The following is a 23,317-nucleotide window of genomic DNA, read 5'->3' as shown; positions in this document are numbered from 1 at the left end:
ACGCGTGATCGGCGTCGGTCTCATAGGTTCGGGATTCATCGGCGACACATACGCGGACGCGCTCCAGGACGTACGGAACGCGGCGCTGGTCGCCACCTGCTCGCGCGACCGCGCGCGGGCCACCGCACTGGCCGCCAAGTGGGCCCCGGACGCCCGCCGTTACGACGACATGGCGGCCCTGTGCGCCGATCCGGCCGTGGACCTGGTGGTCGTGGCGGTGCCCAACGAGGCACACCTGGAAGCGGTGCGCCTCGTTGCGGCGGCCGGCAAGGGCGTCGTGTGCACCAAGCCGTTGGCCCGCAGCGGTGCCGAGGCCGAGCAGATCCTGGACATCGTCCGGGAGGCCGGCGTCTGGCACGGCTACGCCGAGAGTTCGGTCTTCTCGCCCAACATCGCCAAGGCGCACGACATGGTCGCCGCGGGCGCGATCGGCGACCTGCTGACCATGCGGGCGCGCGAGGCCCACTCGGGGCCGCACGCCCCGCACTTCTGGGACGCCGACACCGCGGGCGGCGGCGCGCTGCTCGACATGGGCTGCCACACCGTGGAGTCCGCCCGGCACTTCTTCGGCAAGGACAACCCGATCACCGAGGTCTTCGCCTGGGGCGCGACGCTCGCCCACGCGGACCGCACCACCGGTGAGGACACCGCGATCGCCCTGCTGAAGTTCACCGGCGGCCAGTTGGCCACCGTCGAGTCCTCGTGGATCGAGAAGGGCGGCATGCAGTTGCGCCACGAGCTCGTCGGCAGCGCGGGCCGGCTGGTCACCGACACCTCGGCCACTCCGGTCTGGGGCTTCATCGAGCGACCGGCCGGCTACCTCGTGGAGAAGGCGGACGCCGACACCGGCTGGGTGTACCCGGTACCGGAGGAGGCCCGTGCCTACGGATTCAGCCAGCAGATGCGGCACTTCGTCGACTGCTTCGCCCGCGGCGACACACCCCGCGAGACCTTCGAGGACGGCGTCGTCGTCAACCGCGTACTGGACGCCTGCTACACCTCGATGCGCTCCGGCACATGGGAGAAGGTCCAGGCCCCGGCATGAACACGGAACCCATGAGCGCACCGCGACCGGAGCCGACCGCTCCCGGGCCGACGGTCCTGAACGGCACCTATCCGGAACCCCTGTGGATGCAGGCCAGAGACTCGCTGGTGAACCGGATCTCCGTCGGCGAGATCAAACCCGGTTCCCGTCTGCCCCCCGAGCGCGAGCTGTGCGGGACGCTCGGCATCTCCCGCGTCACCCTGCGCAAGGCACTCACCGCCCTGGTCGACGAAGGCGTGCTGCGCGCCGCCCAGGGCCGCGGCTGGTATGTCGCGGCCGCGGAACGCAAGGAGTGGCCCAACACCCTGGAGTCGTTCTCCGAGACCGCCCACCGGATGGGACTGCTGGCCACGTCCCAGGTGCTGCGCCGGGAGAGCGGACCGGCCAGCTTCGACGAGGCCGAGGCGTTGCAGATCGCCCCCGGCGCCACGCTGTTCCGCCTGGAACGGGTCCGCATGCTCGACGGCGTACCCATCGCGGTCGACCTCGCGCTCCTCCCCGCCGACATCGCCGTCGGCTTCGACGAGGTCGACTTCACCGTCAGGTCCCTCTACGACACGATCACCCGCGCGGGCTTCGAGCTCGCACAGGCCGACACCACCATTGAGGCGCGCCCCGCCGACGCTGCGCTCGCCGGGCACCTCGCCATCGCGGCGGGCACCCCCGTCCTCGACATGCGGCAGATCGTCCGCGACCGCACCCTGCGCCCGCTGCTCTCCTCCTCGATCCGCTACGCCGGCGACCGCTATCGCCTGCGCACCTCCTTCATGCGGAAGCCGGGGCCTTGAGCCGGCGCCCTCCGAACCCCCTTCGCAGAAGCGGAGCCACCGTGACCACGGAAATACCCCCATCCGCCCACGACACCTCGGCCCTGGCCCGGGCGCTCGCCTCACCACGCGCCGAGGAGATCACGGCGTGCACGGCCCTCCTCCAGCGGGAGGGCCTGCTCGGCCCGGACACCCATGTCTCCTACTTCGGCCTCGCGGAGCAGGACAAGCGCGAACTGCTCGCCGGTGACATCGCCGCACGTCGCTTCCGCGTCATGCTCATCGACCTCAAGACGGGTCTGTCGCACGACACGACCCTCTGCCCCGACGAGGACCGGATCGTCTCCGCCCGCGCCCTGGACGTCACCGTCGACGGCCATGTCCCGGTGGTGCTCGCCGAGTTCGCGCTCGTCGAGGAGATCGTGCACCGCGACGATCGATGGCTCGCGGCGATGCGCCGCCGTGGCCTGACGGACGTCTCCCGGCTGCGGGTCAACCCGCTCTCGGCCGGCGTGGCAGGCCCCGGCGAGGAAGGCCGCCGTATCCAGCGCTGCTTCACCTTCGTGCAGAAGACACCGGACGACCTCGGCTGGGCACACCCGGTGGACGGCGTCACCGTCGTCGTGGACGTGGTCACCCGAGAGGTCCTGGCCGTCGAGGACCACGCCGAGCTGCCGGTGCCCGACGAGGACGGCAACTTCCACGACCCGTCCTGGGTCGCCCGCCCACCGCGCGCCGGTCTCAAACCCATCGAGATCACCCAGCCACAGGGCCCGAGTTTCACCGTCGACGACAACGGCTCCCTGGAATGGGCTGGTTGGTCTTTCCAGGTCGGCTTCGACCAGCGCGAGGGCCTGGTACTGCACAACATCACCGTCGACGACGCGGGCCGCCGGCGCCCGGTGGTCTACCGCGCCTCCCTCGCCGAGATGGTCGTCCCCTACGGCGATCCCAGCCCGCAGCGCTGGTTCCAGAACTTCTTCGACTGCGGCGAGTACCTGCTGGGCGGCTTCGCCAACTCCCTCGAACTGGGCTGCGACTGCGTCGGAGACATCACCTACCTCGACGCGGTGCTCGCCGACGCCTCCGGCGGCGTACGCACCGTCCCGCAGGCGATCTGCATCCACGAGGAGGACACCGGCATCCTCTGGAAGCACACCGACAACTGGAACGGCTCCACCGATTCCCGCCGCAACCGGCGGCTGGTGGTCTCCTTCTTCGCCACCGTCGGCAATTACGACTACGGGTTCTACTGGTACTTCTCGCTCGACGGCACCATCGAGCTGGAGGTCAAGGCCACCGGGGTCGTCTTCACCTCGGGCTATCCCGGCCCCGGTTACGCCTACGCCTCCGAACTCGCCCCGGGCCTCGGCGCCCCCTACCACCAGCATCTTTTCAGTGCCCGGCTGGACATGACGGTCGACGGCATCGACAACGCTGTGGACGAGGTGGAGGCCGTGGCCGTGCCCCGCGGACCCGACAACCCGACCGGCACCGGCTTCACCCAGTCCGTCACCCGGCTGCGCACCGAGTCCGGCGCCCAGCGCCTCGCCGACAACACCCGCAACCGCTCCTGGTTGGTGACCAACCCTTCCGTCACCAACCGGCTGGGAAACCCGGTGGCCTACCAACTCCACCCTGAGGGACGCCCGGTGCTGCTCGCCGACGCCGACTCCGACATCCACGGCCGGGCCGCCTACGCCACCCGGCACCTGTGGGTCACGCCCTACGCGCCCGACGAGAACTACCCGTCGGGCGACCTGGTCAACATGCACGCCGGCGGCGCGGGACTGCCCGCGTGGACCGCCGCGGACCGATCCGTCGACGACACGGACATCGTGCTGTGGCACACCTTCGGACTCACCCACTTCCCGCGCCCCGAGGACTGGCCGGTGATGCCCGTCGACACCACCGGGTTCGCGCTCAAGCCGTACGGCTTCTTCGACCGCAACCCGACCCTCGACATCCCCGCCGCCACCGCCCACTGCCACCCCGGCGGACCCGGCCACCACGACCACGCCCACCACCACGACCAGGAGACGGCAGGCGCATGACGACCCCATCCCCGCTGGGGATCCAGCTCTACAGCGTGCGTGAGGACGTCGGGCCTGCCGACCTCGGCCGTACCCTCACCCGGCTGGCGGGCCTCGGCTTCACCCACGCGGAGCCCTACGACATCCTCTCCGACCCCGACGGGCTCGGCGCCGCACTGCGCGACGCCGGCCTGAAGGCCGCCACCGCCCACGCGTCGGTGCTCCGCCACCACGTGCCGGACATCCTGGACGCGGCACAGGCCCTCGGCATCGGCTGCGTCATCACGCCCTACGTCGACCCGGGAAGCATCACCGACCGGGCGGGCGTCGAACGGCTCGCGGACACCCTCAACGAGGCCGCCGGGACCGCCGCCGAGCGCGGCATCCGGATCGGCTACCACAACCACGACTTCGAGTTCGCCCAGCACGTCGACGGAGTGCCCGCCTACGACCTGCTCGTCGCGCGCCTCGATCCGGCGGTGGTGCTGGAGGTCGACGTGTACTGGGCCGGGGTCGGCGGCGCCGACGTGTTCGAGTTGCTGCCGCGCCTGGGCGACCGGGTCCGCCATCTGCACGTGGTGCACGAGCGGGAGCCCGGCAACGACCGACCCGTGCTGGGCGTCGACACGGCGGGGCGGATGGACGAGGTGCTGGCGCTGACCGCGGCCAGCGTGGAACTGCCCGTCGTCGAGGTCGTCGCCCACCACAGCGACGTATGGCCGCTCGTCGCACGCAACGCCGCTCACTTCCTCGCCGGGGCCGCCGCGTGAACGGGCCCGTGCGGGTCGCGGTCGTCGGCGCGGGAGACATCTCCGACCAGTATCTGAAGACCCTCTCCGGCTACCCGGACCTCACCGTCACCGCCGTGGCCGACCTCGTGCCCGACCGGGCCCGCGCACAGGCCGAGAAGTACGGCGTACCGGCATGGGGCGGCACCGAGGAGGTGCTGGGCCGCGACGACGTGGACCTGGTGGTGAACCTGACCGTGCCCGCCGCGCACGCCGAGGTCGCCCTGGCCGCGATCGCGGCGGGCAAGCACGTGTGGGGCGAGAAACCGCTCGCGCCGGACCGGGCGAGCGCCCGCGCCGTCCTCGACGCAGCCGAAGCCGCCGGGGTCCTGGTCGGCAACGCCCCTGACACGGTGCTCGGCCCCGGTGTGCAGACCGCGCACCGGCTACTGGCCGAGGGCGCGATCGGCGAGCCCAGGACGGTCCTCACCCTCATGCAGGGTCCCGGGCCGGACCTGTGGCACCCACGACCGCAGTTCCTCTTCGCCAAGGGCGCGGGCCCGCTCTTCGACATCGGCCCCTACTACCTCACCGCCCTCGTCCAGCTGTTGGGCCCGGTCGTGTCGGTGTCGGCGACCGGGCAGAGCCCGCGCGCCGAGCGGGTGATCGGGTCCGGGCCGCACGCCGGGACGGTCTTCCCGGTCGACGTGCCCACCCACGTCAGCGTGGTGACGACCTTCGCCTCGGGGACCGTGGGCACCTCCGTCTACAGCTTCGACTCACCGCTGCGCCGGCAGCTGTTCGAGATCACCGGCACCGAGGGCGTCATGGAGGTGCCGGTCAGCGGATTCGCCGGCGACACCCGGCTGCTGACCTCCACCGAACGCGACGCCCCCTGGACCACGGTGCCCGCCGCCGGTGTCCCCAGCGACCGCGGGGTCGGCGTCCTCGAACTGGCCCGCGCCCTGCGCGCAGGCCGACGGCCGCGCGCCGACGGCGAATTGGCCTACCACGTACTCGACGTGATGCTCGCCGTCGAGGAGTCCGTCGAACTCGGCCCACCCGTCCGGGTGGCGAGCAGCGCACCTGAGGTGCCCCCGATCCCACCCCGGTGGGACCCGACCACGCGCACCCACGACGGAACGGAGCAGACATGAGCGACGAATACCTCGCCTACCGAGCGGCCCGCGCGACCCAGGCGGAGGAACTGGAGTCCGCCATCGCCCGGCTCACTCTCCAGGTGACCTCGATGGGCGCGGCCGGCCAGCTCACCGGCCCCGGACCGGTGTTCGTCGGCATCGGTGCCAGTCTGGCGGCCGCGTGCGCCCCGGTGTGGTCCCTGCGCAGCCGCGGCGTGCACTCCTGGAGACTCGGCGCGGGCGACCACCCCCTGCCGTTCCCCAGGAGCCGGCACCCGGTCTTCGGCGTCTCGCAGAGCGGCCGCAGTGCGGAGACTCTCGCCGTCCTGGCGTCCGTCGACCCGTCACTGCGGTACGCCGTGGTCAACATGACGCCCACCCCGATCGCCGACACCGCGACCGCCGTCCTGGACATCGGCAGCGTCCCGGACAGCTACGCGTCCACGATCGGCTTCACCGCGACCATTGCCGCGCTCGGCATGCTCGCCGACGCCTGGGACGGAGGCACGGTCGACGCGGGCTGGGCCGGACTCGGCAAACTGTTCGCCGCGACACAGAACGAGCTGAACGCACAAGTGCGCTCCCTGGCCCCGCTGTTCGCGACGGCCACCTCAGCCGACTTCGTGGGCGCCGGTCCCGCGCTGGGCTCCGCCGAGGCATCCGCCCTGCTCTTCCGGGAGGTCGCGCGCATTCCATCGACGGGGATGAGCACCCGCCAGTACCTGCACGGCGCCATGGAATCGGCCGGCCGCGGGGTCCACGTCCTCTTCGGCGACGCACGCGAGCACGAGGTGGCGGACACCCTGGTCGCCGCCGGCCACCCGGTGGTGCTGGTCACCGCCGAACCCGTCACCGCGCGTCCCCTGCTGCATCCCGTGCGCGTACCGAGACTGCCCGCCGCGCAGCGCGCCGTCCTGGAGATCCTGGTCGCGCAGATCCTCGTGGAGGCCGTCGCCGAGGTCCGCGGCCTGGACATCGAGGAGTTCGTCTTCCACAACTCCGACATCAAGGTGCCCGGAGGACCGGCCGCATGAAACTGCACGTCGGCGCCGACATCGGCGGCACGAAACTCGCGATCCGGATGACCGCGCCGGACGGCACGGTCCGCGTGGACACCCAAGTCCCGTCCACGGACTGGGAAGCCGCTCCGGTCCAGGAGGCCGCGCGCTGGCTACTGAGCCGGATACGGCCGGCCCTGCCCGAGGGCGACGAGATCGCCGCCCTCGGGGTCGGCGCCCAGGGCTGCGACACGCAGGAGCACTGCGCCCACCTCACCGCCGCCCTGGAAGCACTCGGGGTGCCCGCGACGGTGGTCAACGACGGTTCCCTGCTGGTCCCGGCCGCCGGACTCGCCGACGGGATCGGCGTCATCGCCGGCACCGGCTCCATCGCGGTGGGCGCCACCGCCGACGGCACGGTGCTCTTCGCCGGCGGCTGGGGCTGGGTGCTCGGCGATGAGGGCAGCGCACCAGCGATCGTACGAGAGGCGACCAAAGCGGCGCTCACCGCGTACGACGAGAGACGCCCGGACGACGGACTGCTGGCCGAGTTGCTCGCACACTACTGCGCCGCCGACGCCCCGGCGCTGGCCAGAGCGGTCAACGACGCCCCCAATCCCGGCACTTGGGGTCCGGCGGCACCCGCCGTCTTCCGCGCCGCAACGGCCGGCTCCGCCTCCGCGCTCACGGTCGTCGACGACGCGGCGACCCATCTGGCCGCCCTCGTCGGCCGGTTGCGGGCGCGGGGCGCCGTCGGAGAGACCGTGGTGGCCGCCGGAAGCGTGGTGCTCGGACAGCCGCTGCTCGCGAACCGGCTGAGGGCCCGACTCGGCACCAACCACCCCGATCTGACACTTCGTCTGCTCGACGTTCCCCCGGTGGCCGGCGCCGTGGCCCTCGCACGGGCCCGGCACGGCGCGGTGACGAGGGCCTAGTCCGTGCGGGGTGAACGTGCCCGCGCGGGTCACCGGCGCCTTCGCACAAGGCGTTCACGTCACCGCCCGACGCCCGCGGCCATCCGCCGCCCCCTCGCGCAATCCCGAATGGAGCTGAACATGGCAGAGCACAACCACCCCTGGTCGAACGCCATATTCGTCGACGGGCGCTTTTGTCCGCCCGTCGGCGAAGGCACCCTTGCGGCCCGCGACAAGTCCTCCGACGAGGTGTTCGGCGTCGCGGGAGCCGCCGAGACCGTGGACGTCGACGCGGCCGTGGCCTCGTCGGTCACCGCACAGCGCGCCTGGGCGGCGCTGCCGTACTCCGAACGCGCCACCGTCCTGCGCCGGGTCGCTACCGCTCTCGAACAAGCCGCGGGATTCCGTGAGTTGATCATGCGGGAGACCGGCAGCATCGCAGGCAAGGCCGACTACGAGATCGCCTCGGCGATCGGTGAACTGACCGAGGCCGCCGCGCTGGCCTCGCGACCGGTGGGCGAGGTGCTGCGGACCGGCCACGAAGGGCGCTTCTCCGTGTCCGAGCGGATACCGGTCGGTCTGGTCGGCGCGATCACACCGTGGAACTTCCCTCTGGTGCTGGGCATGCGGGTGATCGCACCCGCTCTCGCGCTCGGCAACACGGTCCTGCTCAAGCCGTCGCCGGAGACCCCGGTGTCCGGCGGGCTCGCGATCGCCGAGCTGTTCGAGCGGGCGGGCGCGCCGGCCGGAATCCTCCAGGTGCTGCCCGGCGGTGAGGAGGCCGGCCGTCGGCTGGTCGAGCACCCGGACGTGGGGATGGTCCACTTCACCGGTTCGACGACGGTCGGCCGCGAGATCGCCCGCACCGCCGGTTCCCTGCTCAAGAAGACGTCACTGGAACTGGGCGGCAACAACGCCCTCCTCGTCCTGGACGACGCAGACGTCGACCAGGCGGCCATGATCGGCGCGTGGTCCAGCTTCCACTACCAGGGGCAGACCTGCATCAGCGCCGGCCGGCACATCGTCGACCGCGCGGTCGCCGACGCCTATCTGCGCAACCTGACCGACCGGGCCGCGGCCCTCACCGTGGGCGATCCGCTGCGTGACGGCACCGGCCTGGGCCCCGTCATCAACGACGCCCAGCTGAAGCGGGCCACGAACCTGTTGGAAGAGGCGGTCGCGGGAGGTGCCCGAATCCTGACCGGCGGCACGAGCGAGGGCAGGTTCTTCCGCCCCACCGTCGTCGTGGACGTCGACCCGACCTCCGCACTGTGGACGGAGGAGATCTTCGCCCCCATCGCACCGGTCGCGGTCGTCGACGGCGCCGACCAGGCCGTCGCGCTCGCCAACGACACGCGCTACGGCCTGGTCTCCTCGGTCGTCGGCACCGACGTGCACCGCGCCACGGAGGTCGCACGCCGACTGGACTGCGCCATGATCCACGTCAACGACGCGACACCGCAGGACGAACCCCTCGCCCCGTTCGGAGGGATCGGCCAGTCCGGCCTCGGCGGCCGGGCCGGCGGCGACGCCAATGTGGAGGAGTTCACAGAGCGGCGATGGCGGACGGTCAACTCCAGCCCGGTTCACTATCCGTACTGAGGACGTCTGTGCATCAACTCACAGCGCTGCTCGCCCTCCTGGGATCCTGCGCCTGCCTGATGGACGGCATCGGCCGTCCGTTCCGCGAGTGGGCACCCTCCGCGGTCGTCCTGACCGTCATGGCGGCGATGGTGCGCGGAGCAGGCGGCGCAGCCCTGACCGTGGGGGCCTGCGCGCTCGCCGCGGTCGCGGTGTGGACCGCGCTCGCCGGACCATCGGACGGCCGACCGGGCGGCCGGGGACCGGCCGTCGTGGACCTCACCACGATGGTCCTCCTGACAGCGTGCGCGAGCCGTCCCGGCCACGGCCTCGGCCTCGGCCTCGGGATGGACATGCCCGGGACCGCGGCACCGTACGACGTGCGGCTGTTCCTGCTGCTCGTCGTCTGCTGGGCACTGGCCCGCGCGGCGGTCCGGCTCGCCGCGCTCGTCGGATGGTCCCGGCCCCCGCCCACAGACGGGGCGGGGGTTGGGGCGCGGCGCATGGCCGCGCTGCACGCGGGGGGCAGCGCGGCCATGATCATCGCGATGTCGGCGATGTTGGCGTGACGACACCGACGCGCGCCGCGGCAGGACCGGGCGACGGATGACAGGCACGACCCGCATGACCCGCGGGACATGCACGACGGACACGACGGACACGACGGACACGACGGACACGACGGAAGGGGCGGTACCCGAGGGTGCGCTCAACCCATGACTCTCCTACGATTCTGACGGCCCACCTGGGCCACAGCCTCACGGCGGCCAAGGCGGTGATCGCCGTGCTACCGGACGGTCTCGCACCGAACATGTGCGAACTCCGCTGCTGTGGAGGCGACGTTCGCCCGCTCACCGCCGGACCTGTCGTGGGTGTCCCGGGCTGGCGAGCGGGACCATACTCGAGGATTCCGCTCCCGCGCGAGCTGCCGCCGGGAACGTACACGGTGCGGGTGGTCGACGGCGGTGGGCGCGAGACGGTGTCGGAGCCCTTCGAGATCGCCGCGGACCGCGTCCAGCGCCAGACGATGTCCGACGTGCTCGCCTACTTCAGGGCGATGCGGTCCAGCGGCGAGATCGACCGGAAGGACCGGCACGCGTCGCTGTGGGGGGACGAGAGCGGGCGCGAGGTCGACGCACGCGGCGGCTGGCTGGACGCGAGCGGCGATCCGAGCAAGTTCCTGAGCCACCTCACCTACACCCGGACCATGAGCCCGCAGCAGATACCGCTGTGCGCCTGGGCGATGGCCGCGGCCCACGAGGCGATCGGCCTGCGGCACCCCGCCCTGGTCCGCTCGCTCGGCACCCGGCTGCGTGACGAGGCCCTGTGGGGCGCCGACTTCCTCATGCGCTTCCGGGCGCCCGAGGGCTACTTCTACACCGGCGTCTTCGACGCCCTCACCAAGCGGCTGGACGAACGGTTCGTCACGGCACCGCTCGCGGAGTGCGTCCGCACCGACCGCTACCAGGCCGCCTACCGGCAGGGCGGAGGCCTGGCCGTCGCCGCACTGGCCCGCGCGTCGACCTTCGACGACCACGCCGACTACACCGGACCGCAGTATCTGGAGGCCGCGCTGGCCGGCTTCGCCCACCTCGAAGCCCACAACCTGGAGTACCTCGACGACGGCACGGAGTCGGTGATCGACGACTACGCGGCGCTGCTGGCCGCGGCCGAACTGGTCGCTGCGGCTGCGAGCCCGCATGACGCGGCGAAGAGCAGGTCGGTGAGCGAGGCGGCCCGCCGCCGGGCGCGGTCACTGTACGAGCGATACGTGCGCCCGGACGACGGCGGGCCCGGCTGGTTCCGCGCCGATGAGGAGGGGCGGCCCTTCTTCCACGCGGTCGAGGCCGGACTGCCGGTCCTCGCCCTGCTCCGCTTCGCCACGGTCCTCCCGGAGGCGCCCGAGGCGGTCCCGGCACGCGCGGTGGCGTTGGAGGCGATGCTCGACACGCTGGCTCGCACCTCCGCCGTACCGAACCCGTTCGGGTACCCGCGCCAGCGGGTCCGGCCGGCCGGCGGCACCGACCGGGATGCGTTCTTCTTCCCGCACGCCAACGAGACCGGTTACTGGTGGCAGGGCGAGAACGCCACCATCGCCTCGCTCGCGGCGGCGGCCGGCTTCTGCGCGGAAGTGGACGGTGTCCCGGCAGCCGACCGAAACCGGCTGCTGGAGTTCGCCGACGACCAGTTGGCGTGGATTACCGGCCGAAATCCCTTTCACACGTGCATGCTTCAGGGCCGCGGGCGCGGCAACGTCGACTACGCGTCGGACTTCCCGAATCTGCCCGGCGGCATCGTCAACGGCATTACCTCCGGTTGGGCGGACGAGGACGACATCGCCTTCCTGCCGGACGACGCCCCGCAGGGCGAGTCGTGGCGGTGGGCCGAGCAGTGGATCCCGCACACAGGCTGGTTCCTCCTCGCCGTGGCCACCGCACGCTGAGACATCGGGTTCGGGGGGCGGGCGCCTCCTCCGTACGGACCGGGCCCAGGAACCTCGCGCCGAACTCCGCTGAGCGATCACCTACAGGACCGACGACTCCGTGGGCCCGGCGTGATGCCGAGGTCGGGGGACCTGTGCCCAGGTGACGCCGAGGATCGTGCCCAGTTGGTCGAGCAGGAGCGCGCGCACGACTGCTGCCGAAGGGATCTGGCCGATGGCGCTGGGAACGATGAGACCGGGGACCACTTCCGCCCACCACCGGTCCTGCGCACCCGGCCCAGCGCTCCTCGCCGGCCTCCATCTCGTCCACGCCCCCTGCGGACCGTCGTCTCGCTCACCCGGGCCGCCCGCGCGACCGCCCGGACACCGCCGTGGCCCAGGATCCCCGGGCCTCGGCCCCCATCACCGCCGCCGCTGCAGTTCGTCGAGGTGTGGGAACAACACCTCGATTCCCTGCAAGCCCTGAGGCAACATCGGTCGGCCTTCCTGGTCGTACCGATCGGAGGGGACGTCACCGACGCGGATTCCTCGCGGCGGGCCTCGGTGAGTGTTCGATCAGGGTGCGCCGGCCGACACGGGCGGGCGCGGGGGGTGCCGCGCCCGTCGGACGTCGTGGCCACCGGTCTCTGACGGGCCTGCGGGCGCGACGCCGTGTCACCCGGACGCGTCCAGGCCGGGCAGGGCCGCCACCACGTCGATCTCCACGAGGATGTCCATCAGGTCGGACCCCACGGTGGTGCGTACGGGGCAGGGGTCCTCGAAGAAGGCGCGGTAGGCCGCGTCGTACTCGGCGAAGTCCCGCTTGAGGTGCTGGAGGTGCGTGGTGACCTTCACGACGTCCCGCATGGTCAGTCCCTCGGCGGCCAGGACCGCGCGGATGTTGCGCAGCACCTGGGCGGTCTGCGCGCCGACGCCCTGGGGGACCTCGCCGGTGGACGGGTGCTGCGGGCCGAAGCCAGCCGTGTAGAGGAGGCCGCCTGCGACGATTCCCTGGGAGTAGGCGCCGGCCGGACGTGGTGCGTCGGGGGTGCTCACGCCCCGCTTGCCGTTGGGTGTGTCGGTCATCCGGTCAGGTCTCCGTCGCGCTCGTTGACGGCGGCGTAGTGGAGGAGCTTCTCCTCGTCGACCGTGACGCCCAGGCCGGGCCCGGACGGGACGTGCAGTCGGCCGCTCTCCAGGTGCAGGGGCTCGATGATGTCGTCCGCGTGCAGGTAGTACATGCTGTCGATGGCCCGTGACAGGACGGGGGTGCTCGCGACCACGGCCAGGTGTGCCGCGGTGGCGATGCCGAGTTCGCCGCCGCTGTGCAGGTTCATGCCCAGGCCGAAGGTCTCGCAGTGCGCGGCGAGCGCCTTTGTCGCGGCGATGCCGCCCCATTTGTAGACGTCGCCGTGGATGACGTCGACGGCGTTGAGCCGCATGGCCGGGGCGAACTCCTCGAAGCGGACGACGCACATGTTGGTGCACAGCGGGATACGGACCTTCGCCTTGACCTGGCTCATCCCCTCGATGCCGACGCAGGGGTCCTCCAGGTACTCCAGGTCGAGTTCCTCCAGGGCGATGCCGGCGCGTACCGAGTCCGGCACTGACCAGGCCGCGTTGGGGTCGACGCGCAGGTTCAGGTCGGGCAGCGCCTCGCGGACGGCGCGCAGGATGGCCACGTCTCCGCGGGAGTCCCGGGTGCCTTTGAGCTTGACCGCCTCGAAGCCGCCCTCGGCGACGACGCGTACGGCGTGCTCCGCCATGGCCTTGGGCAGGTCGGCGCCGGTCGCACCGGGTGCGTCGGCGCGAGTGATCAGCGCGGTGATCGGGACCTCGTCGCGCACGGGGCCGCCGAGCAGGTCGGTGACGGACTGGCCGGTGGCCTTGCCGATGGCGTCCCAGCAGGCGACGTCGACGGCGGCGATCGCCGCGTAGCCGAGGTAGCCGTAGAAGAAGGGGACCATGTGCTGCCTGCGGTGGAAGCTCTCGACCGCGAAGGGGCTCGTGCCGATCAGGTCGGGAATCAGCTGGCGGACGATCGCGGCGACCGGCCGGCCCCACATCGTCTCGCCCCAGCCCTCGACGCCCGTGTCGGTGCGCACGCGGACGACGGTGCGGGTCTCGCCGGTCTTGGTCTCGAAGGAACTCGTGAAGGGATTGACGAGTGGGAGGTTGACGACCCACACGTCGACGTCGGTGATCTTCATTTCTTCTCCTTGCTTCATCGGGCTGAGCGGCTCGCGGTGTCGAAGGCCCGGATCGCGTCCGACAGTGCGCGCGCCCGGTCGTCCAGGAGCAGGCCGCCCCGGCCGGCGTCGGCGCCGGAGGGGTCGTCGGTGGAGCCGCCGACCCGCTCCCACTCGCCGTGGCGTTCCACGGTGAGGCCGGGGTGGGGCGGGTTGTCGAACAGGGGTGGAGGTTCGACGGGGATGCGGGCGGGTACGGGGGTGCGCACCAGGTCGGGGTGGGCCGCCAGCATCAGGGACGTCTCGAACCATCCGGCGTGTCCCGGGGTGACCTCGGGCCGGCCGGCCGGCTCGTCGCCCGTGCCGAGGGTCCAGTAGGAGCAGGCGGCGGCCGTCACCTCGGCGCGCAACGCGAGCCGTTTGACGGCGAGCCGCATGATCTCGTCGTTGCCGCCGTGGCCGTTGACGACCATGATGCGGCGGCAGCCGCTGGCCACCAGGGAGTCGAGGATGTCGTCCAGGACCGCGGCCAGGGTGGCCGCGGACAGCGAGACGGCCGCCGCGAACAGGTGGTGGGGGCTGTGCCCGAAGGGCAGGGCGGGCAGCCGTACGACGCGGGGCGCCTCGGGCTCACGGTCCAGGAGGTCCAGTGCGCGGTCGACGACCTCCTCGGCGAGCAGGGTGTCGGTGCCCATCGGCAGGTGCGCGGCGTGCTGCTCCTGCGAACCGATGGGCAGCAGGACGATGCCCTCCTCGCCGGCCCGGCGTACCTCACGCCAGGTGAGTTCGGTCAGCCTCAATTCACTCACAGTGCTACCTCTCCGAAACGGGGCCATGGCAGAGTCGGCGCATGGTCCACAAAAGTTCCCTGTTGCGACTGGTCCCCGACGCCGCGGAGCAACCGGCCGCTCCTCCGGCAGCACCGCGGCTGGGGGCCGTCGAACTGGTGCCCGGCCGGGTCAGGGCGGCCGTGCTGTCGATGGCCGGTCGGGTCCTGGACCGTACCGAGTCGTCTTACGACGCGGCGCGTGCCGTCCCCGCCGACATCGACCGGGCGCTGGCCCGGGTCGCGCCCCTGTTCGCCGACCATCGACTGGAGGGGATCGGGGTGGCCGCGGCGGGGCTCGTGGATCCCGGCGCGGGACGGATCCTGGAGGTCAACGACGTTCCCGCGCTGCGCGGCTATCCCGTGGCCGACCGGCTGGCCGCGCTGACCGGGGCCGGGGTGCGGGTGGAGCACCGGGCGCGGCTGCAGGTGCTGGGCGACCGCTGGTTCGGTGCGGGCCGCGGGCGGCGTACGTTCGCCTCGGTGTCCACCGGTGAGGTGCTGGGCGTGGGCATCCTGTACGACGGTGAGGTGATGGCCCCGGCGGGCGGCCGCAGCGGCGCGCACATGACCGTTTCGGCCAGCGGTGAGCGCTGCACCTGCGGCAGCCGGGGCTGCTGGAAGACGCTGGCCACCACCGGCTGGCTGCGGGCGCGGGCGAGTGCCGCGGGGCTCGGTGCGGCGTGCTCGCTGGAGTCGCTGGTCGCCTGCGGTGATCCGCTGGCCGACCGGGTGGTGGAGGAGTACGCGCACAACCTGGCTCTGGGGCTGGTGAATGTGCAGCAGCTCTTCGCGCCGGGCCTGTTCATCCTGCACGGCGAGGCCCGCGAGGGCGGTGAGCGGTTCCGCGTCGTGGTGGAGGAGCGGCTGCGGGACGCGGTCGCCTTCGCGGAGGCCGAGCAGCCGCGGGTGCTGGTCGGTACGGCGGCCGTCGACGACGTGGCGCTGCTGGGCGGGGCGGGGCTGGTCCTGTCCCACTCGTAGGGCGGGTGCGGAGGCGGGGGCCTGTGCCGTGGGCACGGGCGCCGCCTCCCGTGGAGCGGGCCTGGTCATCGGCCCTGCGTGCCCGCCGTCGCCGCGGCCCGCTCGGCGGCCCGGCGCCCGTGGCGCGGGTCGAGGACCGGTACGGCGTCGAGCAGGCGCCGGGTGTAGGGATGCTGCGGATCGCGCAGCACCGCCGCCGCCTCGCCGACCTCGACGAGGCGGCCCTTGCTCATCACCGCGACCCGGTCGGCGACCTGGGCCACCACGGCGAGGTTGTGGGAGACGAACAGATAGGTCAGGCCCAGGCGTTGCTGGAGTTCGGCCAGCAGATCGAGGACGGTCGCCTGCACGCGGACGTCCAGGGCGCTGGTGGGTTCGTCGAGCACCAGCAGGCGGGGGTGGAGCGCGAGGGCACGGGCGATGGAGACGCGTTGGCGCTGGCCGCCGGAGAACTCGTGGGGGTAGCGGTCCTGGATGCCGGCGTCCAGACCCACGGCTTCGAGGAGTTCCCCGACCCGTTCGCGGTTGCGGGACCGGGCGTGCCGTCCGCGGGCCTCGGGATCGTGGGTGACCAGGGGCTCGGCGACGATGTCGGTGATGCGCATGCGCGGGTTCATGCTGGAGTAGGGGTCCTGGAGGACGACCTGCATCTGCCGCCGGATGCAGCGCAGTTGGGCCGCGGAGAGGGATGCGAGGTCCTGTCCGTCGAAGCGCACGCTGCCGGCGGTGGGTTCGAGCAGGCCGAGCAGCAGCCGGGTCAGGGTGGTCTTGCCGCAGCCGGACTCGCCGACCAGGGCGAGGGTTTCGTTCTGGTGGACGTCCAGGGAGACGTCGTCGACGGCGACGTGGGTGTGCCGGGTGCCGAATTCCTTGCGCAGGCCGACCAGTTCGAGGATGACCGGAGCGGGTGGGGTCGCCGCCTCGGCGGTGGACGTGGGTGTGGTGCCGTCGGTGCTCATGCCGCCTCCAGTCGCGGGGTGGCCGCCAGCAGTGCGCGGGTGTAGGGGTCGGCAGGCCGGTCGAAGACGTCGAGGACGTCGCCGGTCTCGACGACCTTGCCCTGGTTCATGACCGCGACCCGATCGGCGGTCTCCGCGACGACGGCGAGGTCGTGGGTGATGAGGAGCACGGCCATGTCGTGCTTGTGCTGAAGGGTGACGAGCAGGTCGAGGATCTGGCGCTGCACGGTGACGTCGAGGGCCGTGGTCGGTTCGTCCGCGATCAGGAGACGGGGGCGGGCCACCAGGGCCGTGGCGATCATCACCCGCTGGCGCAGGCCGCCGGAGAGTTCGTGCGGGTACTGGCGGTAGCGTGCGGCCGGGTCGGGGATGCCGACCTCGTCCAGGGCGGCCAGTGCGACCTCGGCGGCGTCCGCGCGGGACATGCCGGTGTGCAGCCGCAGGACCTCGGCGACCTGGCTGCCGACGCGCTGGAGCGGGTCGAGGCAGGTCATGGGGTCCTGGAAGACCATGGCGATGTCGCGTCCGCGGACCTTGCCGAGTTCTTTCTCGGAGAGTTTCAGCAGGTCGCGGCCGTCGAACCGGATCTCGCCCCCGGTGTAGACGCAGGGCGGGCTGGGGTTGAGGCGCAGCACGGACAGCGCGGTGGCGCTCTTGCCGCTGCCGGACTCCCCCACCACGGCCAGGGTTTCACCGGCGTGGACGTGCAGGGAGACGTCCTGGACGGCGTGGACGACGGAGGTGGGGAGCCGGAAGTCGACGCTGAGGCCGTCGATCGCCAGCAGCGGCTGCTCGTCGTCCGGCCGCCGGGACGGTTCGGGGGTGGGTCGGTCGTTGGTCATCGGCGGTAGGCCTTCGGGTCCGCGACGTCCCGCAGGGCGTCGCCGGTGATGTTGATGGCGAGGGAGGTCAGCATCAGGGCGATGCCGGGGAAGACGGCGACCCACCAGGAGGTGCCGAGGTAGAGCTGGCCGTCGGAGAGCATCGCGCCCCAGGTCACGGTCTCCTTGGGCACGCCCAGGCCGAGGTAGCTCAGGGAGGCCTCGGCGACGATGGCGGCGGCGACGTGCAGGGTGCCGATGGTGGCCAGCGGTGCCATCACGTTCGGCAGCAGGTGCCGGCGCATGATGGTGACGTCCTTGACGCCGATGGCGCGGGCCTCGGTGATGAAGTCGCGGCTGCGCAGCGACATCACCTCGGAGCGTACGACGCGGGCGTAGGAGACCCAGCCGGTGAAGCCGAGGACCAGGATCACCATCCACAGTCCTGAGCCGAAGAAGCCGACGACGGCGAGGGCCAGCAGCAGCGCCGGGAAGGCGAGTTGTACATCGGCCAGGCGCATGAGGGTGCGGTCGGCCCAGCCGCCGAGGTATCCGGCGGACAGGCCCACGACGGTTCCGACGACACCGGCGAGCAGGGCGGCGCCGGCGCCGACGAGCAGGGAGACCCGGGCGCCGTAGACGACGCGGGAGAGCATGTCACGGCCGAGTTGGTCGGTGCCCAGGAGGTGGGCGCCGCTGCCGCCGTGCTGCCAGACGGGAGGCCTGAGTCGTAGCAGAAGATTCTGGGTGTTGGGGTCGTAGGGGGCGATCAGCGGTGCGAACAGGGCGGCGACGAGCAGCAGCGCGAGGACCGCGAGGGCCACCACGGCGAACCTGTTGCGCAGCAGCGCCCGCAGGACGACGGACCGGGAACCGCTGCCGGAGCCGGGGCCGCCGGTCGCTGTCCGCGCCGCGGCCCGGTCGGTCGTGGCGGGGGTCGTGACGGTCATCGTGACGTCCTCACCCTCGGGTCGAGGAAGCTGTAGGAGAGGTCGACGAGCAGGTTCACCACGACGAAGGTGGTGGCGAAGAACAGGACGGTGGCCTGGACGAGCGGGAAGTCGCGGTTGGAGATCGCCTCGACGGTGAGCTGTCCGACTCCCGGCCAGGAGAAGACCCGTTCGGTGAGGATCGCGCCGCCGAGCAGGTTGCCGACTTCGAGGCCGACGACGGTCACCACGGGCAGGGAGGCGTTGCGCAGTCCGTGCCGGAGGACCACCTGGAGGGGGCCGAAGCCCTTGGCGCGGGCGCTGCGGATGTGGTCCGAGGAGAGTACGTCGACGAGCGAGGACCGCAACAGCCGTGCGACGACGGCGACGGAGTACACGGCGAGGGTGATCGCGGGCAGGATCAGGTTGGCGAAGGCGCCGTAGCCGGAGGCGGGCAGGACGCGCAGCCAGACGGCGAAGACCAGGACGAGCAGGATGCCGACCCAGAACGGCGGGGTGGACTGGCCGAGCAGGACTCCGGTCATCACGGTGCTGTCGGTGCCCCGGCCGCGTCGCATGGCGGCGAGGATGCCCGCCGGAACCGCGATGACGAGGGTCACGGCGAGAGCGGCAGCGGCGAGTTCGAGGGTGGCGGGCAGCCGGTCGGCGAGGATCTCGCTCACGGGCTGGCCGTAGACGAGGGAGTCGCCGAAGTCGAGGTGGAGTAGCCCCCAGAGGTAGTCGAGGTACTGGGAGAGCAGGGACTGGTCCAGGCCCAGGGAGTGGCGCAGCGCCTGCTCCTGTGCGGCGGTGGCGTCCGGCGGCAGCAGGATCTTCACGGGGTCACCCGACAGGCGTACCAGGAAGAAGGCGACGGTCGCCGTGCAGAAGAGGACGAACACGGCGATGGCCAGGCGTTTGCCCACGTCGCGCAGGAGTCCCGTCCTGCGGCCGGGGCGGGCGGCCGGGGCCGCCGGTGCGGGTGGTCGGTCGAGGGTCGGTGTGCTCACCGGGTCACCTCCGCGCTCTCCATGGCGAGGACGCCCGCGGATCCCGGCGTCCAGCGGGGCCGGTCGTTGCGGGCGTAGATGTTGTCGATCTGGTAGAGGAAGACGAAGGGGGCTTCCTCGCGCATCAGCCGTTGCAGGTCCGAGAGGGCCCGGGTGCGCTCGGCCGGGTCCTCGGAAAGCTCCTCGATGTCGATGAGGCGGTCCGCCTCCTTGGAGTGCCACCGGCTCTGGCGCCGGTCGCTGCGGACGTTGGACTGGACGATGCTGGCGCCGTCCAGGGTCCACACGGTGCTGGCGGCGAGGTAGATCGGGCCGAGTGCGCCGCGGTTGTCCGAGGTGAGACGGGCGGAGTAGGTACCGGGGTCGAGCAGGTCGACGCGGGCGTCCACGCCGACGCGGGACAGCAGTCCGGAGAGGGCCTCGGCGACGTTGGCGTCGACGTTGGAGGCGGTGAGCGTGGTGGCGAAGCCGTGGGGGTGGCCGGCTTCGGCGAGCAGACTGCGCGCGGTGTCCAGGGAGCGGGTGAAGGGCTTGACGGTGGGGTCGAAGCCGAAGGCGCCCCGTGGGACGAGGGCGGGGGTCTCGGTTGCCTTGCCGCCGAGTACGGCCTTGATCAGGAGCGGTACGTCGATCGCGTGGTTGAGTGCCTGACGTACTCGGCGGTCCTGGAGGGGGCCGCGTTCCAGGGTGTTCAGCGACAGGTACGCGGTGCGGATCCCGGTGTGGCCGTCGATCTTGATTCCGCCGTAGCCGTCGAGCTGCTGGGCGGCGTCCGGGGTGAGTCCGGCGACCAGGTCGACTCCGCCGCTCTGCAGGGAGGCCAGTGAGGAGGAGGCGTTGGGTGCGGGGCTGAAGACGACGCCGTCGAGTGCGGGGCGGCCGTTCCAGTGGTCGTCGTAGGCCCGCATGCGCAGTTCGTGGTCACGCTGCCAGCTCTCGAAGACGAAGGGGCCGGTGCCGACGGGGTGTTCGGCGAACGCGGCGTCTCCGGCCTCGGAGAGGTGCCGCGGCGGCACCACGACGCCTCCGAACAGGGAGAGTTTGGCGGGCAGGATCGGGTCGTGCACGGTGGTGTGCACGTCCACGGTGTGCCGGTCGACGACGGTGACGCCTTTGACGAAGCGCAGCTCGACGATGGGCGACTTGGTCGCAGGGTCGAGGAGGCGCTCGATGCTGAAGGCCACCGCGTGCGCGTCGCACGCTTCGCCGTTGTGGAAGGTCACGCCGGGGCGCAGGGTGAAACGCCAGGTGTGCGGGGCGGTCGCCTTCCAGGACAAGGCCAGTCTGGGGTGCAACCGGTTGTCCCGGCCGCGGGTGGTGAGTGTGTCGAACATGTTGATCAGCACGTTCATCGACACCATGTCGCCCTGCTTCTGCGGGTCGAGTGTCTTGGGGTCGCCCGGCTGGGAGACCCGCAGGACGTTGCCGGCTCTGTCCGCCGCGGCCGTCGTGCCGCACGCGGTCAGGAGCGCAGGGGCGCTGAGGGCTCCGAGCAGCAGACCACCGGTCCGCAGGACCTGACGCCGGCCGGGACGGCTGCTGCCCGCCGTGCACCCCTGAAGAAATCGTTCCATTGAAGAACACCTCCGTTCCGTCAGATGGAATGCGGTTGGGTTAAGCTAAGCGACATGGTGAAAGCGGTCAACACCCGGTCGGTCGACCAGGAACTCGTCAAGGGCCCCGTCGACAAGGCCATGGAGGTGCTCGAAGCGCTCGTCCAGCCCGGCAGTCCGCATCGGTTGGGGGAGATCGCGAGCCGTACGGGGCTGACCAAGCCCACCGTCCACCGGCACCTGCGCACCATGGCGGAACACGGTTTCGCGGAGGCGACCGAGGGCGGCAGCTACCGTCCCGGTCCGCGCCTGCTGGGCCTGGCCGCGGCGGCGCTCAACGACAGCCGCGTCCTCGAACTGGCCCGGCCCGCCCTGGCGGACCTGCGCCGGCACACCGGCCATGTGGCGTTCTGCGCGGCCCGCGACGCAGGGGACGCGGTCTGCCTGGAGCAGTCGGAGGCGGCTCGCGAGTACCGGATCAGCACCCGGCCGGGTCACCGTGCCCCGCTGTACGCCTGCGGAGTGGGACTGGCGATGCTCTCGGGACTGCCCGCCGACGAGCGCGACGGTGTGCTCGACACACTGGACCTGGAGGCCCGCACCCCCTACACACCGACCGACCCGGCAGTCCTGCGCACCCTGCTCACCGAGGCGGCCGAGCGCGGCTACGCCCTGGACGACGAGTACGACGAGCTGGACGTTCGGTCCGTGGCGGCACCCGTGACGGACGCGGCGGGCCGGGTCGTGGGGGCGATCGGGATCGCGGGGGTGACCTTCACCCTGGATCCGGACAGTGTGGAGGTGTTCGGGCCGATGGTCCGGGCCGCCGCGCGCACGGTGTCCGCCGGGCTCGGCGCCCGCGCTCCGATGTTCGGCCTGGTGCAGGCCGAAGCCCGGGAGGAGCGCTCGTGAGCGAGCCGGCCGACCTGCTCGCCCGGGGACGGGCACGGCGGATCCACTCGGGCGCCGCCTGGTCCGTCGGGAACGCGTCGGGCCCGCTGGACCGGGGCTGGATCGGAACCCGGAGTTGGGAGGGACCGCCCCTGGACGGTACCGACGTGTGGGACCTGGCCTCGGTGACCAAGCCGCTCGCCGGGCTGGCCGTGATGGCCCTGGTGGAACGCGGCACACTCGGCCTCGACGACACGGTGGGCGCCCACCTCCCCGGCTACCGCGGCGGTGACAAAGCCGATCTGACGGTGCGTCACCTGCTCACGCACACTTCCGGCATCCCCGGCCGGATCCCGCTCTACCGGGAACATCCCACCCGGGCCGCGCTCTTGGAGGCGGTGCGCCTGCTGCCCCTGACCGCGCGGCCGGGCACGCGGGTGCAGTACTCCTCGCAGGGGTTCATCATCCTTGGGCTGATCGCCGAGGCGGCGTCCGGAGAACCGCTGGACGCCTTGGTGGAGCGGCTGGTGTCCGCGCCGCTCGGCCTGCGGGACACCGGCTTCGCACCGGACGCGGCGCGCCGGGCACGGGCGGTGGCCACCGAGGACTGCCCGTGGCGCGGGCGTGTGGTCGTCGGCGAGGTCCACGACGAGAACGCGGTCGTGCTCGGCGCGCCCGCGGCGCACGCGGGGTTGTTCTCCACTCTGGAGGACATGGAACGCATCGGTGCCGCGTTGGCCGCCGGCGGCCGCGGCCTGCTGCGCCCGGACACCTTCGCGCTGATGACGGCCCCGCACACCGACGGCCTGGGGCCGCGCCGCTCGCTCGCCTGGCAGGGCCGCGACCCGGTCGGCTCCCCCGCCGGTGAGGTGTTCGGCCCGGACTCGTTCGGGCACACGGGCTTCACCGGCACCAGCGTGTGGGTCGACCCGGCCGCGGGACGCTACGCCGTACTGCTGACCAACCGCGTGCATCCCACCAGGGCGGGCGACGCGATCACCGCCGAACGCCGAGCGTTCCACGACCTCGCCGCCGGGGCAGGCATGTGACGCGCCGCCGTTCGAACACGTCATGGCGGCCGTCCGTTCCACCAGACGCATCGGCCGTCCATGCAAACGGCACACGAGCCGATCCACCAGGAGAACTTCTCCCTGGCAGGTGCCGCATCGCCCCACTGTCCGTACATGACGGGGCGTCCAGAGGACGTCAGGACGAGAGGCAAGCGCATCGGGTCTGCCACCCGTGCCGCCTCCTTTGCCGTCGGCTCGGCTCCGAACCAGCTCGGGCCGGTCGGGCCTTCCGCGCGCCAGGTTCCCACGACGCACGGAGACACCGACCGGCTGGTCCGAGGCACCTCACCCGATGCGCCCGTTGAGACGCATGGGTTGACGGTACTTCGGCACCCGCTCTAAGTTCACGACTTGTAAAAAGATGTAAATCCCCTGTGTCACCGCACTGATCGTCCACCACAGTCGCATCAGCCTCCCGCCTTCGGAACACCCCGCCCGATCCAGCACCGCCACGTACG

The 23,317-nt window shown here is 71.9% G+C and carries 21 protein-coding genes and 1 pseudogene; 13 read left to right on the top strand and 9 right to left on the bottom strand.

The features are described 5' to 3' along the window. Nucleotides 1–4 precede the first annotated feature (4 nt). The 10 genes from ACFXI4_RS20495 (at nucleotide 5) to ACFXI4_RS20450 (ending at nucleotide 11,648) form a co-directional block, all read left to right on the top strand. Complete coding sequence (locus ACFXI4_RS20495) at nucleotides 5–1,045, top strand: Gfo/Idh/MocA family protein (RefSeq protein WP_384992747.1); 1,041 nt, start codon at nucleotides 5–7, stop codon at nucleotides 1,043–1,045. Next, complete coding sequence (locus ACFXI4_RS20490) at nucleotides 1,042–1,833, top strand: GntR family transcriptional regulator (protein WP_384992745.1); 792 nt, start codon at nucleotides 1,042–1,044, stop codon at nucleotides 1,831–1,833. The genes ACFXI4_RS20495 and ACFXI4_RS20490 overlap by 4 nt, the downstream gene beginning before the upstream one ends. A gap of 41 nt (nucleotides 1,834–1,874) precedes the next feature. Beyond that, nucleotides 1,875–3,866, top strand: coding sequence for a primary-amine oxidase (locus ACFXI4_RS20485; protein ID WP_384992743.1), 1,992 nt, complete (start codon nucleotides 1,875–1,877; stop codon nucleotides 3,864–3,866). After that, complete coding sequence (locus ACFXI4_RS20480; RefSeq protein WP_384992740.1) at nucleotides 3,863–4,615, top strand: sugar phosphate isomerase/epimerase family protein; 753 nt, start codon at nucleotides 3,863–3,865, stop codon at nucleotides 4,613–4,615. Before ACFXI4_RS20485 ends, ACFXI4_RS20480 begins: the two co-directional genes overlap by 4 nt. Continuing rightward, a complete protein-coding gene (locus ACFXI4_RS20475; protein ID WP_384992738.1) occupies nucleotides 4,612–5,730 on the top strand; it encodes a Gfo/Idh/MocA family protein in 1,119 nt (372 codons plus the stop codon). Before ACFXI4_RS20480 ends, ACFXI4_RS20475 begins: the two co-directional genes overlap by 4 nt. Further along, a complete protein-coding gene (locus tag ACFXI4_RS20470) occupies nucleotides 5,727–6,746 on the top strand; it encodes an SIS domain-containing protein (protein WP_384992735.1) in 1,020 nt (339 codons plus the stop codon). Before ACFXI4_RS20475 ends, ACFXI4_RS20470 begins: the two co-directional genes overlap by 4 nt. Next, nucleotides 6,743–7,645, top strand: coding sequence for an N-acetylglucosamine kinase (locus tag ACFXI4_RS20465; protein WP_384992734.1), 903 nt, complete (start codon nucleotides 6,743–6,745; stop codon nucleotides 7,643–7,645). The genes ACFXI4_RS20470 and ACFXI4_RS20465 overlap by 4 nt, the downstream gene beginning before the upstream one ends. A gap of 120 nt (nucleotides 7,646–7,765) precedes the next feature. Continuing rightward, a complete protein-coding gene (locus ACFXI4_RS20460; RefSeq protein WP_384992732.1) occupies nucleotides 7,766–9,226 on the top strand; it encodes an aldehyde dehydrogenase family protein in 1,461 nt (486 codons plus the stop codon). 8 nt (nucleotides 9,227–9,234) lie between these two features. Beyond that, on the top strand, nucleotides 9,235–9,774 hold the full coding sequence (locus ACFXI4_RS20455; RefSeq protein WP_384992730.1) for a hypothetical protein: 540 nt from the start codon (nucleotides 9,235–9,237) through the stop codon (nucleotides 9,772–9,774). A 377-nt stretch (nucleotides 9,775–10,151) separates the two neighbouring features. Further along, nucleotides 10,152–11,648 carry a glycoside hydrolase family 9 protein gene (locus tag ACFXI4_RS20450; RefSeq protein ID WP_384992727.1) on the top strand — a complete coding sequence of 499 codons (1,497 nt, stop codon included), beginning with the start codon at nucleotides 10,152–10,154 and terminating at the stop codon, nucleotides 11,646–11,648. Between the two features lie 245 nt (nucleotides 11,649–11,893). Here ACFXI4_RS20450 and ACFXI4_RS20445 read toward each other — a convergent pair. The 4 genes and pseudogenes from ACFXI4_RS20445 to ACFXI4_RS20430 all read right to left on the bottom strand — a co-directional run. Further along, nucleotides 11,894–12,122, bottom strand: a pseudogene (locus ACFXI4_RS20445) (hypothetical protein); the annotation flags it as partial. A gap of 180 nt (nucleotides 12,123–12,302) precedes the next feature. Next, nucleotides 12,303–12,713, bottom strand: a complete 411-nt coding sequence (locus ACFXI4_RS20440) for a RidA family protein (RefSeq protein WP_384992724.1) — start codon at nucleotides 12,711–12,713, stop codon at nucleotides 12,303–12,305. Beyond that, entirely contained in the window at nucleotides 12,710–13,837 is a 1,128-nt protein-coding gene (locus ACFXI4_RS20435) for a mandelate racemase/muconate lactonizing enzyme family protein (RefSeq protein WP_384992722.1), read from the bottom strand. Before ACFXI4_RS20435 ends, ACFXI4_RS20440 begins: the two co-directional genes overlap by 4 nt. Before the next feature lie 14 nt (nucleotides 13,838–13,851). Further along, the gene (locus ACFXI4_RS20430; protein WP_384992720.1) at nucleotides 13,852–14,625 is read right to left on the bottom strand and encodes a creatininase family protein; all 774 of its coding nucleotides are present in this window, start codon (nucleotides 14,623–14,625) and stop codon (nucleotides 13,852–13,854) included. Nucleotides 14,626–14,666: 41 nt separating this feature from the next. Here ACFXI4_RS20430 and ACFXI4_RS20425 point away from each other — a divergent pair, with 41 nt between their 5' ends. Beyond that, nucleotides 14,667–15,626 carry an ROK family protein gene (locus ACFXI4_RS20425; RefSeq protein WP_384992717.1) on the top strand — a complete coding sequence of 320 codons (960 nt, stop codon included), beginning with the start codon at nucleotides 14,667–14,669 and terminating at the stop codon, nucleotides 15,624–15,626. Between the two features lie 65 nt (nucleotides 15,627–15,691). Here the strand turns inward: ACFXI4_RS20425 and ACFXI4_RS20420 are convergent, their stop codons facing one another. Genes ACFXI4_RS20420 through ACFXI4_RS20400 form a run of 5 tightly spaced genes read right to left on the bottom strand, consistent with a single transcriptional unit; the run spans nucleotide 15,692 to nucleotide 20,919 of the window. Beyond that, entirely contained in the window at nucleotides 15,692–16,585 is an 894-nt protein-coding gene (locus ACFXI4_RS20420; protein ID WP_384992715.1) for an ATP-binding cassette domain-containing protein, read from the bottom strand. Continuing rightward, nucleotides 16,582–17,427: an ATP-binding cassette domain-containing protein gene (locus ACFXI4_RS20415; RefSeq protein ID WP_384992712.1), complete on the bottom strand. Its 846-nt coding sequence runs from the start codon at nucleotides 17,425–17,427 to the stop codon at nucleotides 16,582–16,584. The genes ACFXI4_RS20420 and ACFXI4_RS20415 overlap by 4 nt, the downstream gene beginning before the upstream one ends. Next, the gene (locus tag ACFXI4_RS20410) at nucleotides 17,424–18,356 is read right to left on the bottom strand and encodes an ABC transporter permease (protein WP_384992710.1); all 933 of its coding nucleotides are present in this window, start codon (nucleotides 18,354–18,356) and stop codon (nucleotides 17,424–17,426) included. Before ACFXI4_RS20410 ends, ACFXI4_RS20415 begins: the two co-directional genes overlap by 4 nt. Further along, entirely contained in the window at nucleotides 18,353–19,345 is a 993-nt protein-coding gene (locus tag ACFXI4_RS20405) for an ABC transporter permease (protein ID WP_384992707.1), read from the bottom strand. The genes ACFXI4_RS20410 and ACFXI4_RS20405 overlap by 4 nt, the downstream gene beginning before the upstream one ends. Next, nucleotides 19,342–20,919, bottom strand: a complete 1,578-nt coding sequence (locus ACFXI4_RS20400) for an ABC transporter substrate-binding protein (protein ID WP_384992705.1) — start codon at nucleotides 20,917–20,919, stop codon at nucleotides 19,342–19,344. Before ACFXI4_RS20400 ends, ACFXI4_RS20405 begins: the two co-directional genes overlap by 4 nt. 54 nt (nucleotides 20,920–20,973) lie before the next feature. Between ACFXI4_RS20400 and ACFXI4_RS20395 the strand changes: the two genes are divergently transcribed. Both ACFXI4_RS20395 and ACFXI4_RS20390 read left to right on the top strand, forming a co-directional pair. Next, entirely contained in the window at nucleotides 20,974–21,810 is an 837-nt protein-coding gene (locus tag ACFXI4_RS20395; RefSeq protein ID WP_384992702.1) for an IclR family transcriptional regulator, read from the top strand. Beyond that, the gene (locus ACFXI4_RS20390) at nucleotides 21,807–22,838 is read left to right on the top strand and encodes a serine hydrolase domain-containing protein (protein ID WP_384992699.1); all 1,032 of its coding nucleotides are present in this window, start codon (nucleotides 21,807–21,809) and stop codon (nucleotides 22,836–22,838) included. Before ACFXI4_RS20395 ends, ACFXI4_RS20390 begins: the two co-directional genes overlap by 4 nt. The last annotated feature ends 479 nt before the right edge of the window (nucleotides 22,839–23,317 follow it).

The sequence above is a fragment of the Streptomyces sp. NPDC059224 genome (assembly GCF_042754285.1).
Classification (GTDB): domain Bacteria; phylum Actinomycetota; class Actinomycetes; order Streptomycetales; family Streptomycetaceae; genus Streptomyces.
Note: the sequence above shows the minus strand (reverse complement) of the source record. Positions and strands in the feature narration are given on the sequence as shown.

Excerpts from the sequence above, each read along its gene's own strand:
- ACFXI4_RS20490 (WP_384992745.1), top strand. The coding sequence starts at position 1,042 with ATGAACACGGAACCCATGAGCGCACCGCGACCGGAGCCGACCGCTCCC.
- ACFXI4_RS20480 (WP_384992740.1), top strand. The coding sequence starts at position 3,863 with ATGACGACCCCATCCCCGCTGGGGATCCAGCTCTACAGCGTGCGTGAG.
- ACFXI4_RS20470 (WP_384992735.1), top strand. The coding sequence starts at position 5,727 with ATGAGCGACGAATACCTCGCCTACCGAGCGGCCCGCGCGACCCAGGCG.
- ACFXI4_RS20465 (WP_384992734.1), top strand. The coding sequence starts at position 6,743 with ATGAAACTGCACGTCGGCGCCGACATCGGCGGCACGAAACTCGCGATC.
- ACFXI4_RS20460 (WP_384992732.1), top strand. The coding sequence starts at position 7,766 with ATGGCAGAGCACAACCACCCCTGGTCGAACGCCATATTCGTCGACGGG.
- ACFXI4_RS20440 (WP_384992724.1), bottom strand. The coding sequence starts at position 12,713 with ATGACCGACACACCCAACGGCAAGCGGGGCGTGAGCACCCCCGACGCA.
- ACFXI4_RS20435 (WP_384992722.1), bottom strand. The coding sequence starts at position 13,837 with ATGAAGATCACCGACGTCGACGTGTGGGTCGTCAACCTCCCACTCGTC.
- ACFXI4_RS20425 (WP_384992717.1), top strand. The coding sequence starts at position 14,667 with ATGGTCCACAAAAGTTCCCTGTTGCGACTGGTCCCCGACGCCGCGGAG.
- ACFXI4_RS20420 (WP_384992715.1), bottom strand. The coding sequence starts at position 16,585 with ATGAGCACCGACGGCACCACACCCACGTCCACCGCCGAGGCGGCGACC.
- ACFXI4_RS20415 (WP_384992712.1), bottom strand. The coding sequence starts at position 17,427 with ATGACCAACGACCGACCCACCCCCGAACCGTCCCGGCGGCCGGACGAC.
- ACFXI4_RS20410 (WP_384992710.1), bottom strand. The coding sequence starts at position 18,356 with ATGACCGTCACGACCCCCGCCACGACCGACCGGGCCGCGGCGCGGACA.
- ACFXI4_RS20400 (WP_384992705.1), bottom strand. The coding sequence starts at position 20,919 with ATGGAACGATTTCTTCAGGGGTGCACGGCGGGCAGCAGCCGTCCCGGC.
- ACFXI4_RS20395 (WP_384992702.1), top strand. The coding sequence starts at position 20,974 with ATGGTGAAAGCGGTCAACACCCGGTCGGTCGACCAGGAACTCGTCAAG.